Origin of the sequence: Siccibacter colletis, from assembly GCF_000696575.1 — a bacterium.
GTDB lineage: Bacteria > Pseudomonadota > Gammaproteobacteria > Enterobacterales > Enterobacteriaceae > Siccibacter > Siccibacter colletis.
In genome coordinates this window covers 115,540-129,658 of sequence record NZ_JMSQ01000015.1, presented here as the reverse complement: position 1 = coordinate 129,658, position 14,119 = coordinate 115,540, and the positions used below count along the sequence as shown (strand labels likewise).

15 protein-coding genes are annotated in these 14,119 nt (G+C 60.5%); 3 read left to right on the top strand and 12 right to left on the bottom strand.

Annotated features, from left to right (window positions below):
* Positions 1-6: 6 nt before the first annotated feature.
* The 6 genes from ET34_RS0115630 to chaB all read right to left on the bottom strand — a co-directional run bounded on the left by ET34_RS0115630 (position 7) and on the right by chaB (position 5,626).
* The gene (locus tag ET34_RS0115630; RefSeq protein ID WP_031523619.1) at positions 7-795 is read right to left on the bottom strand and encodes an ABC transporter ATP-binding protein; all 789 of its coding nucleotides are present in this window, start codon (positions 793-795) and stop codon (positions 7-9) included.
* A 10-nt stretch (positions 796-805) separates the two neighbouring features.
* Positions 806-1,690, bottom strand: coding sequence for a nitrate ABC transporter permease (gene ntrB / locus ET34_RS0115625; RefSeq protein ID WP_051640558.1), 885 nt, complete (start codon positions 1,688-1,690; stop codon positions 806-808).
* Positions 1,687-2,952: a CmpA/NrtA family ABC transporter substrate-binding protein gene (locus tag ET34_RS0115620; protein WP_031523616.1), complete on the bottom strand. Its 1,266-nt coding sequence runs from the start codon at positions 2,950-2,952 to the stop codon at positions 1,687-1,689. The genes ntrB and ET34_RS0115620 overlap by 4 nt, the downstream gene beginning before the upstream one ends.
* Positions 2,953-3,175: 223 nt before the next feature.
* Positions 3,176-4,375 (bottom strand): nitrate regulatory protein, encoded by a 1,200-nt coding sequence (locus tag ET34_RS0115615; RefSeq protein ID WP_031523614.1) that lies wholly within the window; start codon positions 4,373-4,375, stop codon positions 3,176-3,178.
* 161 nt (positions 4,376-4,536) lie between these two features.
* On the bottom strand, positions 4,537-5,196 hold the full coding sequence (locus tag ET34_RS0115610) for a gamma-glutamylcyclotransferase (protein WP_031523612.1): 660 nt from the start codon (positions 5,194-5,196) through the stop codon (positions 4,537-4,539).
* A 199-nt stretch (positions 5,197-5,395) separates the two neighbouring features.
* On the bottom strand, positions 5,396-5,626 hold the full coding sequence (gene chaB / locus ET34_RS0115605; RefSeq protein WP_031523610.1) for a putative cation transport regulator ChaB: 231 nt from the start codon (positions 5,624-5,626) through the stop codon (positions 5,396-5,398).
* Positions 5,627-5,898: 272 nt separating this feature from the next.
* On the opposite strand from chaB, the gene chaA reads away from it, so the two are divergent.
* A complete protein-coding gene (gene chaA / locus ET34_RS0115600; RefSeq protein WP_031523608.1) occupies positions 5,899-6,993 on the top strand; it encodes a sodium-potassium/proton antiporter ChaA in 1,095 nt (364 codons plus the stop codon).
* 50 nt (positions 6,994-7,043) lie between these two features.
* Here the strand turns inward: chaA and kdsA are convergent, their stop codons facing one another.
* From kdsA to hemA, 6 genes are read right to left on the bottom strand one after another with little or no spacing between them, the layout of a single operon-like run.
* Entirely contained in the window at positions 7,044-7,898 is an 855-nt protein-coding gene (gene kdsA / locus ET34_RS0115595) for a 3-deoxy-8-phosphooctulonate synthase (RefSeq protein ID WP_031523606.1), read from the bottom strand.
* A 30-nt stretch (positions 7,899-7,928) separates the two neighbouring features.
* Entirely contained in the window at positions 7,929-8,738 is an 810-nt protein-coding gene (gene sirB1 / locus ET34_RS0115590; RefSeq protein ID WP_031523604.1) for an invasion regulator SirB1, read from the bottom strand.
* 3 nt (positions 8,739-8,741) lie between these two features.
* Entirely contained in the window at positions 8,742-9,131 is a 390-nt protein-coding gene (locus tag ET34_RS0115585; protein WP_031523603.1) for a SirB2 family protein, read from the bottom strand.
* Between the two features lie 3 nt (positions 9,132-9,134).
* On the bottom strand, positions 9,135-9,980 hold the full coding sequence (gene prmC / locus ET34_RS0115580) for a peptide chain release factor N(5)-glutamine methyltransferase (protein WP_031523601.1): 846 nt from the start codon (positions 9,978-9,980) through the stop codon (positions 9,135-9,137).
* A complete protein-coding gene (gene prfA, locus ET34_RS0115575) occupies positions 9,980-11,062 on the bottom strand; it encodes a peptide chain release factor 1 (protein ID WP_031523599.1) in 1,083 nt (360 codons plus the stop codon). The genes prmC and prfA overlap by 1 nt, the downstream gene beginning before the upstream one ends.
* A gap of 44 nt (positions 11,063-11,106) precedes the next feature.
* Complete coding sequence (gene hemA, locus ET34_RS0115570) at positions 11,107-12,363, bottom strand: glutamyl-tRNA reductase (protein WP_031523598.1); 1,257 nt, start codon at positions 12,361-12,363, stop codon at positions 11,107-11,109.
* A 200-nt stretch (positions 12,364-12,563) separates the two neighbouring features.
* Here hemA and lolB point away from each other — a divergent pair, with 200 nt between their 5' ends.
* Positions 12,564-13,187, top strand: coding sequence for a lipoprotein insertase outer membrane protein LolB (lolB, locus tag ET34_RS0115565; protein WP_031523596.1), 624 nt, complete (start codon positions 12,564-12,566; stop codon positions 13,185-13,187).
* Positions 13,184-14,053, top strand: a complete 870-nt coding sequence (ispE, locus tag ET34_RS0115560; RefSeq protein ID WP_031523594.1) for a 4-(cytidine 5'-diphospho)-2-C-methyl-D-erythritol kinase — start codon at positions 13,184-13,186, stop codon at positions 14,051-14,053. The genes lolB and ispE overlap by 4 nt, the downstream gene beginning before the upstream one ends.
* Positions 14,054-14,119 lie beyond the last annotated feature (66 nt).

The following is a 14,119-nucleotide window of genomic DNA, read 5'->3' as shown; positions in this document are numbered from 1 at the left end:
CGCTCCTTACGCCGCCTTCGGCTGTTTTTCGTAGAGGAACCGCAGGATCTGCTGGCGCATCGCGTGGTAGCGGCTGTCGTCCGCCAGCTGTACGCGGCTGCGCGGACGCGGCAGATCGACGGTCAGCACCTCGCCCACCGTTGCCGCCGGGCCGTTGGTCATCATCAGCACCCGGTCGCTGAGCAGTACCGCTTCGTCCACGTCGTGGGTGATGAGCACGATGGTGGTATTCAGCTCCTGCTGGATATGCATTACCGCATCCTGCAGATGGGCGCGGGTCAGCGCGTCCAGCGCGCCAAACGGCTCATCCATCAGCAGCACCCGCGGCTCCATCGCCAGCGCCCGGGCAATGCCGACGCGCTGCTTCATGCCACCGGAGATCTCCGACGGGCGCTTGTCCAGCGCGTGCCCCATCTGCACGCGTTCGAGGTTATGCACGATCCACGCCCGGCGCTCGGCCTTCGACATGCGACGCTTAAACACCTGATCCACCGCCAGCGCCACGTTCTCAAAACAGGTGAGCCACGGCAGCAGGGAGTGGTTCTGGAATACCACTGCCCGCTCCGGCCCTGGGCCGGCAATCTCACGGTTATCGCACAGCAGCCCGCCCTCGCTCGGGGCGGTGATGCCGGCGATCAGGTTGAGCAGCGTCGATTTGCCGCAGCCGGAGTGGCCAATCAGGCTGACGGTCTCCCCGGCGGCGATGTCGAACGAGACGTTGCTGAGGGCGAGAAACTCACCGCCTGCGGTGGTGAAACGCTGACTGACGTTCTGGACCTGAATAATCGGTTTCATGCTGCGCTCCTTAGTTGTCCTGCCAGCTCACACGACGCGCCAGTAACATCAGCGCCTGCTCCAGCAGCAGTCCCACCACGCCAATGATCAGAATGGCGATGATGATGTTTTCCACGTTGAGGTTGTTCCACTCGTTCCAGATCCAGAAGCCGATCCCCAGCCCGCCGGTGAGCATCTCGGCGGCGACGATCACCAGCCAGGCGATCCCCACCGACAGCCGCACCCCGGTAAGCACTGCCGGCAGCACCGCCGGGAACAGAATGCGGCGCATTACCGTCCATTCGGAGAGGCGCAGCACCCGCGCCACGTTGAGATAGTCCTGGGGTACGCGCTTCACGCCGTCGGCGGTGTTGATCACCATCGGCCAGATCGAGCAGATAAAAATGGTCCAGCTGGAGGCCGGTTCCGCCTTCTGAAACAGCAGCAGGCCTATCGGCAGCCAGGCCAGCGGGCTGACCGGGCGCAGCAGCGCGATCAGCGGGTTGAACATGCGGGCGACAAACAGAAAGCGGCCGATCAGAAAGCCCAGTGGAATACCCACCAGCGCCGCCAGACCAAAGCCGATGCCGACACGGGTGAGCGAGGCCAGCACGTTCCAGCCGATGCCCTGGTCGTTCGGCCCTTCGTTGTAGAACGGGTCTGCAAACAGCGTCAGCGCCGACTCCAGAGTGCTGAGCGGCGTCGGGAAGCCTTTGCTGTACATGGCAGCGAACTGCCAGGCAACGCCGAGCAGCAGCAGGCCAAGCAGCGCCGGGATGACGCGCTGGAGTACGCCGTTGAGGCGCGTCTGCCAGCGCGGCGCGCGGCGTCTGACCTTCACGGCGGGGATGGCGATCACCTCTGCGCGGGCAGCGGGCGTGTCGGTGTCAGTCATGATATGCGGGGCCGGGTTCATGCGGTGTCTCCTCGACGGCTAAGGGCGAAGCGGGCGGCGTATTCGGCGGGACGGGTTCCGTCCCAGCGGCTGCCGTCCATCAGAGTGCTGGTGCGCAGCAGGCCGGACGGCGTGGCGATGCCGCCCACGGCGCTCGCCGCCTGCTGCCAGATGTCGTTGCGGTTAATGCGCGCGGCGATGGCCTGATAGTCCGGGTCGGACCTGAGCAATCCCCAGCGGCGAAACTGCGTCAGGAACCACATCCCGTCCGAGTGCCACGGGAAGCTCACCTCGCCGTCGTTGAAGAAACGCATCGGGTGTTGATCCTGCCAGCGCGCGCCGGCCCCGTTGTCGTACTCCCCGAGCATGCGTCCGGTGAGATACTGCTCTTTGGTATTGAGCCAGGCGCGCTTCGCCAGCACGCGGGCGGTTTCCCGGCGGTTCTCCGGGCTGGCATCGATCCAGCGCGCGGCTTCCATCACGGCTGCCACCAGCGCCCTGGCGGTGTGCGGATGCTGCTCCACCCAGGCTGCACGGGTGCCGAGAATTTTTTCCGGATGATCCGGGAACACCGCCTGGGAGGTGGCGGCGGTAAAACCGATGCGGTCGTTGATAGCGCGGGCATTCCACGGCTCGCCGACGCAGAACCCCACCATGTTGCCAATACGCATGTTCATCACCATCTGCGGCGGCGGAACCACCACGGTGCGCACGTCGTTGAACGGATGGATACCCGCTGCCGCCAGCCAGTAGTAGAGCCACATAGCGTGAGTGCCGGTCGGAAAGGTGTGGGCGAAGGTGTGGGTGCCCGGCGCGCTGGACGCGACGTAGCGCGCCAGTCCTTCGGCATCCTTCACCCCCTTGTCCAGCAGATCGGTGGAGAGCGTGATCGCCTGCCCGTTCTGATTGAGGGTCATCAGGTTAGCCATCGGGTGCGTTTTCCCGGCGATACCCAGCTCAAGACCATACAGCATGCCGTACAGCATGTGCGCCGCGTCCAGCTCGCCGGAGACCAGCTTATCGCGCACCGCGGCCCAGCTCGCTTCTTTGCTCGGCACAATGCTGATCCCGTACTTCTTATCGAAGCCTTTGAGCGCCGCCATGATCACCGGTGCACAGTCGGTGAGCGGAATAAAGCCGACCCGCACCGTGGTCAGTTCCGGGGCATCCGATCCGGCAGCCCAGGCGTGGGTGATGGCACCGGGCAGCAGCATCGCGCCGCCCAGCGCCGCGCCAGCCTGTAACAGCCGGCGGCGGGTGAATCCTCGTGGCGAATGGTCCATACAGCCCCCTGAAAACAAAAAAGCGCCCGGCGGTGAAGTTCACCGCAGGACGCCGTTATCCGTTTCTGCGCCCGACCGCCGTTGGCCAGGCGCAGAAATTATGTTGTACAGAGGTAATGCAATGGCTGTGCCAGAATGCGGGCCGCCGTTTATGGCGGGGTGACGGCGGGCTAAGGCCTTCAGTGCACTATCAGCGTTCACGAAATGCCCACTGATTGTGCAACTACTCCTTACGGGGTACGTCGAGCAGCGACCCGACGCTGAGCATCGCGGTGGCGATCTCCACCATGCGCCGGTTCTGGTCCATCGCCAGCTTGCGCAGCTGCTGCCAGGCCTGCTCCTCGCTGACGCCCCGGTGCTGCATCAGCAGGCTTTTGGCTTTGTCGATGGTTTTACGCTCGCTCAGGGTGGCCTCCAGCGAGGCGAGCTGGTGCGACAGCGCCGCAATCTGCCGCGCCTGGTCCCGGACCAGGGCAATCAGGTCGCCGCCCGGCGGGGTCTGCACCTCATCATCGGCGTGCTGCTCCAGCCAGTGCGCGAAGCTCTCCTCCTGCGATTCATCGCGCAGCAGGGCTTCCGTTTCCCGCACCAGTCCGGCAATCAGGGCTTCTTCCCGCTGGCGCAGGCTGTCCAGCCGCTCGGTTTGCAACGCGAACCAGCGCAGCGCCAGATCCGCCGGGTTGTTCCCGCCGGGTAAACGGGTACAGGCAAGACGCCGCAGCCGTTCGGTTTCCCGGGACGCAGTACAGTACGCCTGAAAGGCGCTGGCCTGGCCCGGCGTGGTCAGAGTCAGGAAGGTATCGAAGCAGCGCTGCTGACCGTCAATGCGATCCACCAGCTGCTGGCGCAGGGCATCGTCAAACTCGCCCCGGGTAAAACCAATGGCCCCCAGCGCCCGCTCCTGCCCGGCCAGCTCCTTGCCCTGCATCAGGCTGTAGAGCGCCGTGAGCTGCCGGGCGATCGGCGGGTTATCGACGGTATCGTTGGCCTGTACGATGAAATTGAGCAGGTGGCGGATCACACGGCTGAAGCCAGCCATCGCCGCGGCCGGGGCAATGTCCTGAGTCAGAATACGTTCACGCAGCGCGGGCAGCGTGTCGAGATACCAGAGGGCGCAGGCCAGCGAGGTGCAAAGCACGCTGCTGAACGGCGGCGTATCGTCATTCAGCAGCATGAGAAATGCCTGACGCCGGGTTTCGGTCAGCTCGGCACAAAGGCGGCGCTCCTGCTGGTAGAGCGTTCCGCCGGAGCAGAGCCAGACGTTGGACGCTCCGCGCTCGCGCTGCAGCATGTGCACCAGGTGGCTTATCTGTCCGGACCACTCTGCGACAAGGCGCAGCTGATGCAGCGTGGCGCGTTGCCGCTGGCGGGCAGCATGAAACCAGGCCAGCGCGTCGGTCATCGGGGGTGCCGTATTGGTCATCGTCGGGTCGCTCAGTAGGGATCAGAGCTACAGACAAGCAAAAGGCGTGCCGGGCAGGCTAATTATGAGTGATACGCTGCGGGAAGATCGTGTTTTGGGCAGGGCATTTCGGGTGCAGTGCCGGACGCCCTCTCCGTGACAGAGAGGGCTGGCAGGCGAGATTACGCCTGGTGCAATGCCCGCACGTGGCCGATGAGATCGTCCAGCGAGGCATCCTGCATGCCAAGCTGCCTGAGCGCGGTGTCGAGCGAAAACAGATACTGGGCGTTGGTGCCGAGCGGCCCGCTCGCCGCGGCGATCAGCGGAGCGATAACCTGGGCGCGGGTATCGGCTTCATACTGCGGATGACGCGGGTCCATGATGAACACCAGGGCGTTCACCGTGCGGCCATCGTCGAGTTCCAGCCTGCACCAGGTAGGAAGATAGCAGCCGGTGATCATCTCCCGCTTCCACAGCAGCGTCAGTTCATCCTCCAGCGCGCTTTCCGGGATGCGGTAGGCGATGCCGGTGGTGCGCCCGCCCTCTTTCAGCGCCAGCATGCGCCCGGGCTTGCAGGCAGTACCGCGTCCGGCGGTGAGACGTAAACAGAACGCGCGGTGCCAGCCCACCAGCGTGGCGGTGCAGGAATCGTCGAACTCCAGCGCCGGGTTCCACATCAGCGAGCCGTAACCGAATATCCAGACCGGAGAGCTGTCAGGGCGACAGGCCAGGGTGGCGCTCATTGACGCTGCGCGCTGCTCGGATGACCAGAGCAGGGACTCTTCGATGGCACCAAATGCCGTTTTACAGTCGGCCTTCATTAAAAAATCACGCGTTAACATTTTACACCTCCGCCACTGCGGCTTCCCTGCAATTACCGTAATGCGCCTTCCAGGCTGAGATACCGCACACTGCGCGGTATCTGATGACCTTATGCAATTAACGGGGCGCTGGCAATAAGACCGCCCCCCTCCGTTAGCACTTTTTATCATCACATTTTGCAATGGCTGCATAACGGACGATTACCGCCCGTTTCACTGTCTATTTCTTTTTATGCCACTTGTCGTCGTCGCCTTTTTCATAGTCATGCTTTACCGCCGCCCAGGCGACGCGATGGGCGGTCTCTTCCCGGCTCGCGTCACCACGGCGGTCCTCTTCGTCTTTATACTGGTCCCAGGCGCTGTTAAACGCTTCTTTATAAATTTCCTGGGCATGGGCAGGCAGAACGTGAGTGACATTGTCCGGCAGGTCGCTTTTCGATTTATAGGGCATGACAGCCTCCTTTTGTGGGGTAAAGGTTAAGTGTGGTACAGGAAGCAACGCCCCGCCAACGCAAGTGATTTATGACTGGAATATTATTTTAATATGATGATTTATAATATTAATTTCACTAATACTGACCATTATGCGCCCTTTAAACGAAAACCAAACGTAACCCGTAAAAATCTGTAAATATTAACGGGTAAAATGTGTCAGTTTGCTATTGTAAAGGGGTTTACAGGACTGACTATACTGATTGAAACCTGCGCATATGGAGAAACAGGATGCCAACAACACACGAGGCGGTGAAAACCCGCCATAAGGAGACCACTCTCCTCTTCCCGGTTCTGGCACTGGTGGTGCTGGCGCTGTGGGGTTCCAGCCAGTCACTGCCAGTGGTGATCGGGATTAATATTCTGGCGCTGGTGGCGATTTTGAGCAGCGCCTTCAGCGTGGTGCGCCATGCCGACGTGCTGGCGCATCGTCTGGGTGAGCCTTACGGCTCCCTGATCTTAAGCCTTTCCGTGGTTATTCTTGAGGTCAGCCTCATTTCCGCACTGATGGCGACCGGCGACGCCGCGCCGACGCTGATGCGCGACACCCTCTACTCCATCATCATGATCGTCACCGGCGGTCTGGTAGGCTTCGCCCTGCTGCTCGGCGGGCGTAAGTTTGCGACCCAGTACATGAACCTGTTCGGCATCAAGCAGTACCTGATTGCCCTGTTCCCGCTGGCGATTATTGTGCTGGTGTTCCCGATGGCGCTGCCGGGCGGCAATTTCTCTATGGGCCAGGCGCTGCTGGTAGCGCTCATTTCCGCGGTGATGTACGGCGTGTTCCTGCTGATCCAGACCCGCACCCATCAGAGCCTGTTTGTGTATGAGCATGAGGACGAGGGCGACGACCCGCATCACGGCAAGCCGTCGGCGCACAGCAACCTCTGGCACTCGGCGTGGCTGGTGGTGCATCTGATTGCGGTGATCACCGTGACTAAGATGAATGCGAATCCGCTGGAGTCGCTGCTGGGCTGGGCGAATGCGCCGGTCTCCTTCACCGGTTTCCTGGTGGCGCTGTTAATTCTTTCCCCGGAAGGGCTTGGCGCGCTACGGGCGGTACTGAACAACCAGGTGCAGCGCGCAATGAACCTGTTTTTCGGTTCGGTGCTGGCGACGATCTCCCTCACCGTTCCGGCGGTTACGCTGATTGCGATGATCACCGGCAACGAGCTTATCTTTGCGCTCGGCGCGCCGGAGATGATTGTGATGCTGGCCTCGCTGCTGCTGTGCCACATCTCGTTCTCCACCGGACGCACTAACGTGCTGAACGGGGCGGCACATCTGGCACTGTTTATTGCTTATCTGATGACAATTTTCGCCTGACGGCCATTTCCTGATGCCATAAAAAAACCCCGCCGCAGCGGGGTTTTTTATTACTTCGAGGTATCTAACTCGTCGAAGTTTTTCACCAGATCGTCAATGGCTTTGATCTGCTTCAGGAACGGTTCAAGCTTCGCCAGCGGCAGTGCGGACGGGCCATCGCACATGGCGTTTTCCGGGTCCGGATGCGCTTCGATAAACAGACCGGCCAGGCCGGTTGCCATGCCGGCACGCGCCAGTTCAGTGACCTGCGCACGACGACCGCTGGAAGCAGCGCCAAACGGGTCGCGGCACTGCAGGGCGTGAGTCACGTCGAAAATCACCGGAGAATTGCCAGAGACTTTCTTCATCACGCTGAAGCCCAGCATATCGACGACGAGGTTGTCGTAACCGAAGTTGCTACCGCGATCGCACAGGATCACTTTCTCGTTACCGCCTTCTTTAAACTTATCGACGATATTACCCATCTGGCCAGGGCTCACGAACTGCGGTTTCTTAACGTTGATCACCGCGCCGGTTTTCGCCATCGCTTCCACCAGATCGGTCTGACGCGCAAGGAAGGCCGGGAGCTGGATCACGTCCACCACATCGGCAACCGGCTGCGCCTGCTCGGCAGTGTGCACGTCGGTGATGATTTTCACGCCGAAGGTCTGCTTCAGCTCCTGGAAAATCTTCATCCCCTCTTCGAGGCCCGGGCCACGATAGGAGTGAATGGAGGAGCGGTTGGCTTTATCAAAGGACGCTTTGAATACGTAAGGAATGCCCAGCTTCTGGGTGACGGTAACGTAATGTTCGCAGATGCGCATCGCCAGGTCGCGAGACTCCAGCACGTTCATGCCGCCAAACAGGACGAACGGCAGGTCGTTTGCGACCTTGATGTCGCCAATGCTAACCACTTTCTGTGTCATAAAAATCGCCTTATCAGATGTAACCGGTAATTAATGGAGCGTGACGGACTTATTCGCAATGGTGGTGATCTGCGCCCGAATCATCTCGCTGATCGGGTCTTCCGGGCACTGCTCAATAAAATAGTTCAGATCGTTAATCGCCACATGCTCGCATTCGAGCTGGGCATAAATCAGCCCGCGGTCGCGGATTTCATACGGGTCTTCCGGGTTAAACTGCAGCAGCGCTTCGCTGGCGCGCAGGGCCAGCTCCATCTGCCGCTCTTCCATCAGCGCGGATTTAAGCGTGTCGAGCATTTTGCGGATCACTTCCGCGTTTTCTGCTTCGTCGAGATCTTCATCGTACAGCTGGGCGACCGGGTTGATGTTACCGCGCAGCCACACTTCCAGCGTGTGCTCGTCCAGCGTATCGCCGTTGAACGGGTTGATCAGCCACATCTCACCGTCCATCCAGTCGGCGCGCAGGATCATCTGGGTGGGGAAAATCACCGGCATCAGCGGGATCTCCAGCCGCCCGGCAATCCACAATAAAATAGCGCCCAGCGACACCGCGCTGCCCTGACGGTTTTTCAGCACCTGATCGAGCCACAGCGCGTCGGAGAGGCGGTACACGCCCCGGGCATCCTTGAAGCCCCAGGCGCCGTAAAACAGCGACAGCAGTTTTTCGAGCTGCAGGTCCTGATGCTGCCCTTCGCAGATCTCTTCCCGCGCGAGCTTCACCAGCTTCTCCAGCTCGTCAAAGACCTCATGGGACGGAAAATCCTCCCTGACAAGCTGTGAAATCAGGATCATGCCCTCGCAGAGCGGTGCTTGATTGAATTCGAAATCAGCTAACGACTTCATTACTTACCCCAGTAACGGTATTTGCGTGATGGCGAGTTTAAGGATGATATAGAGCACCACCAGCGCCAGCAGGAAGGCAAACCAGCGCGTCTGCTGGCGGCGTTTGCCTTTGCCAAGTGCAATAAAACCTAAAACGATGTAGATGATAACGCCAAATAGCTTCTCCGTCAGCCATGCGCCGTGCGCAGTGAGCGGGTAGTAGCGGGTCCAGATGACCAGCACCACGCCGGTGAGAAGCAGGATGGTGTCATTGAGGTGCGGCGCGATGCGCACCCAGCGCTGTAAGCGCAGCGGCGAGTCGCGGTACTGCCACCAGTAACGCAACACGAACAGGCTGATGGAGATCGCCACCGTGGCGATATGCAGATATTTTACGGCCAAAAACGTCGACATCACTCAGACTCCCTGTTGATCGGCCCGGCGCCCCGCGCTCAGACGCTCATTCCCGCCGTAATCCCGGCAGGTGACTACTTCATGGTATCCGGCATCGTTAAGCAGCTGCCGCACCGCCGCGCCCTGCTGCCAGCCGTGCTCCAGCAGCAGCCAGCCGCCGGAGGTGAGCATGGCGCGCGCTTCGTCTACCAGCCGCGCCAGATCCGCCAGCCCGTCGTCCTCCGCCACCAGCGCGCTGAGCGGCTCAAAGCGCACGTCGCCCTGTTGCAGATGGGGATCCTGCGCGTCGATATAGGGCGGATTGCTGACGATCATATCAAATCGCTGTGAAAAAAGTGCGCTAAACCAGTCACTTTGCAAAAAGGTGGCATTGGCAATGTGCAGGTTTTCCGCGTTGCGCTGCGCGAGCGCCACCGCCTCCGGAATGCGATCCACGCCGGTAATGGCGCAGTCAGGGCGTTCCGAGGCCAGCGCCAGCGCAATCGCTCCGGTGCCGGTGCCAGCATCAAGAATACGGCAAGGCGTAGCGGGCAGACGCGCCAGCGCCTGCTCAACCAGACATTCGGTATCGGGACGGGGGATCAAGGTTACGGGCGAGACGAACAGCGGCAGTGACCAGAACTCGCGCATGCCGGTCAGGTGCGCCACCGGTTCACCGGTAACGCGCCGCACCAGCAGCGCATTGAGCTGCGTCAGCTGGTCGGCGTCGAGTTCGGTTTCCCCGAAAGCGAGAATAAAGGTGCGCGCCCTGCCGGTAACGAATCCCAGCAAAATTTCGGCATCGCGCTTCGGGCTTTCACCGCCCGCCAGCGCCGCGACCGCGGACTGTAGCCAGCGTTGGTAGTCCATTATTCCTGGTCAGACAGCGCTGCCAGCAGGTCTGCCTGATGCTCCTGCACAATCGGCTCAATCAGCGCATCCAGCTTGCCTTCCATCACTTCATCCAGACGGTAGAGCGTCAGGTTGATGCGGTGGTCGGTAACGCGCCCCTGCGGGAAGTTGTAGGTGCGGTTGCGATCGCTGCGATCGCCGCTGCCCAGCAGATTACGACGGGTAGACGCCTCTTCCTGCTGACGCTTTGCCACTTCAGCGGCGCGAATGCGCGCCCCGAGTACCGCCAGCGCTTTGGCTTTGTTTTTGTGCTGGGAGCGCTCATCCTGACACTCCACCACGATGCCGGTCGGCAGGTGGGTAATACGGATCGCGGAGTCGGTGGTGTTAACGTGCTGCCCACCCGCGCCCGAGGAGCGGAAGGTGTCAATACGCAGGTCCGCCGGGTTAATATCCGGCAGCTCGGCTTCCGGCAGCTCCGGCATCAGCGCCACGGTGCAGGCGGAGGTGTGGATGCGGCCTTGAGATTCGGTCGCCGGCACGCGCTGCACGCGGTGGCCGCCGGATTCAAACTTCAGTCGGCCATAAACGCCTTCGCCGCTGATTTTGGCAATAACTTCTTTATAGCCGCCGTGCTCGCCTTCGTTGGCGCTCATAATCTCGACGCGCCAGCGGCGGGATTCCGCGTAACGGCTGTACATGCGGAACAGATCGCCAGCAAACAGCGCCGCCTCGTCGCCGCCGGTCCCGGCGCGCACTTCGATAAAGGCATTACGCTCGTCGTCGGGATCTTTCGGCAGCAGCAGTACCTGAAGCTGCTGCTCCAGCGCTTCACTTTTTGCTTTCGCATCGCGCAGCTCTTCCTGCGCCATGTCGCGCATTTCCGGATCGTCCAGCAGCATCTGCGCAGTGTCGATGTCTTCCTGGCTCTGACGCCACTGCAGGAAGCAGGCCGATACGTCGCTCAGCTGCGCGTACTCGCGAGAGAGCGAGCGGAAACGATCCTGATCGGCAATCGTGGCGGCATCGCCCAGCAACGCCTGAACTTCTTCATGGCGTTCCTGCAAGGCTTCCAGTTTGGCAACGATAGAAGGCTTCATAGGCGGTAAATCACCCTTGTTATTAGTATGAAAGTGGGAAAGTGCTAATCCAGCCCGAGGCTGTTACGCAGAATGTGCAGGCGTTCGTCGTCGCCGTCGCGGGCGGCTTGCTGCAGCGCTTTGGTTGGGGCATGGATCAGGCGATTGGTCAGTTTACGCGCCAGATCCTGCATAATGGCTTGCGCGTCGCCGCCCTGTTGCAGAGCGGCCAGCGCTTTGGCTGTTAATTCTTCCTGCACCAGGTTCGCGTGGCTGCGATACTCGCGAATGGTGTCGGTGGCGCTCTGGGCGCGAACCCAGGCCATAAACTCGCTCGCTTCCTGCGCAACAATGGTTTCCGCCTGAATCGCGGCGGCTTTGCGCTGGGCAAGGTTATGGGAAATGATCGCCTGCAGGTCATCGACGCTGTAGAGATAGGCGCTGGTCAGCTTGCCGACTTCCGGCTCAACGTCGCGCGGCACGGCGATATCCACCATCAGCATGGGCTGGTTGCGGCGCGCTTTCAGGGCGCGTTCCACCATGCCTTTACCGATGATCGGCAGCGGGCTGGCGGTGGAACTGATAATAATGTCGGCGTCTTTCAGATGCTCGTCGATCTCGCCCAGGCCAATCACGTCGGCCCCCACTTCATCCGCCAGACGCTGAGCGCGCTCGCGGGTGCGGTTGGCGATGATCATACGCTTGACGTTGTGCTCGCGCAGGTGGCGGGCAGCCAACTCAATGGTTTCACCGGCCCCGACCAGCAGCACCGTGACGGTAGAGAGCGATTCGAAAATCTGGCGCGCCAGGGTGCAGGCGGCAAAGGCCACCGAAACCGCGCTGGCCCCGATGTCGGTTTCGGTGCGCACGCGCTTGGCGACGGAGAATGACTTCTGGAACATGCGCTCCAGCTCGCTGGCACCGCTGTGGCCGCGCTGGGAGTCGGCGTAGGCTTTTTTAACCTGGCCCAAAATCTGCGGCTCACCGAGCACCAGGGAATCCAGACCGCTGGCAACGCGCATCAGGTGGCTGACGGCGTCGTTATCGTGATGCCAGTACAGGCTGTTGCGCACATCTTCTTCATCAAGATTGTGATAATCGCACAGCCAGCGCACCAGCTGGTCATGGAGATTATCCTGCTCTTCAACGCTCAGATACAGCTCGGTGCGGTTACAGGTCGACAGCACGACCCCACCCTGCACCATCGGCAGCGCCTGCAGGCTTTCCAGCGCCTGGTCGAGCGTGTCCGGCGAAAACGTCACGCGTTCTCGCAGTGCGACAGGAGCCGTTTTGTGGTTGATACCGAGTGCTAAAAGAGTCATGTGAGCGGGAATAGTACCAGCGTTGATAAGGTTAGACCGGGGCATCATACAGGATGCGTTGCGTCAATAAAAGGTAATCACCCCTTTTGGAGTAATCGTTAATTTAATGATTTAGGACAATGAGAACATAGACGCCCGCCCGGCCGGACGCTAGCATGAAAGGTTACAACCGCAACGTATTTCAAGGATTTGCTGTCATTATGACCATTGCTGATACCCGACTGCTCCGCCTGTTGCCGCTGGCAGCACTTGTGCTTACCGCCTGTACCACCACTGCGCCGAAAGGGCCAGGTCAGAGTCCGGACAGCCCGCAGTGGCGTCAGCACCAGGCTGAGGTGGCGCGCATTTCCCAGTACGATACCCGCGGCGCTTTCGCTTATCTTTCTGACAAGCAAAAGGTGTATGCCCGCTTCAACTGGCAGCAAACCTCGCCGGAGCGCTACCGTCTGCTGCTGACCAACCCGTTGGGCAGCACCGAACTGCAGCTAGATGCCGCGCCGGGCCACGTACAGCTGGTGGACAACAAAGGCCAGCGCTATACCGCTACCGACGCCGAAGAGATGATCGGCAAGCTGACCGGTATGCCGATCCCGATCAACAGCCTGCGCCAGTGGATGCTGGGTCTGCCGGGCGATGCCACGGATTACAAGCTCGATAGTAACTATCGCCTGAGCGAAGTGAACTACACCCAGGGCGGTAAAGACTGGAAGGTGACCTACAGCGACTACAACACCCAGGTTAAGCCGGCCCTGCCATCCAACATGGAACTGCGCCAGGGCGACCAGCGCATCAAGCTGAAGATGGATAACTGGAACGTTAAATGATGACGCGCTGGCCCTCTCCGGCAAAACTGAACCTGTTTCTCTATATCACTGGCCGTCGTGAAGACGGCTATCACAACCTCCAGACGCTGTTTCAGTTTCTCGAATACGGGGACGATATTGATATTGAGCCGCGCGCTGATGGCGTGCTGCAGCTGCTGAATCCGGTGGCCGGAGTAGCAGATGAAGACAATCTCATTGTTCGCGCGGCGCGGCTGTTAATCAGCAAAGGGCGTGAGCGCGGGATAGATACCGGGGCCTGGGGCGCAGACATTGGCATTGAGAAACGCTTGCCGATGGGTGGCGGGCTGGGCGGTGGTTCGTCTAACGCGGCCACGGTGCTGGTAGCGCTCAACCACCTCTGGAAATGCGGTTTTAGCGTCGATGAACTGGCAGCGTTCGGCTTGCGCCTCGGTGCCGACGTACCGGTATTTGTGCGCGGCCATGCCGCCTTTGCGGAAGGGGTAGGTGAAGTGCTAAGCCCGGTTGCGCCGCCGGAAAAATGGTATCTGGTCGCACACCCCGGCGTCAGCATCGCCACACCGCTTATCTTCAACGATCCCGACCTGCCGCGTGACACGCCAATGAGGTCAATCGAAACGTTACTAAATTGTGAATTTGCCAACGATTGCGAGGTTATCGCAAGAAAACGTTTTCGTGAGGTTGATGCCGCGCTTTCCTGGCTGTTAGAATACGCGCCGTCGCGCCTGACCGGCACCGGAGCCTGTGTGTTTGCTGAATTTGACACCGAGTCCGCTGCCCGACAGGTGCTTGAGCAAGTCCCGGAGTGGCTGCAGGGTTTTGTAGCGCGTGGCGTCAACATCTCCCCGCTGCAACAGGCCATTACCGGGTACGCTGAGCTCCGGTGACAACGTCACCCTCGTTTCAGACGTTGCATCGCGCTCTTTAATACATCGCCTGGATGAAGCATTACC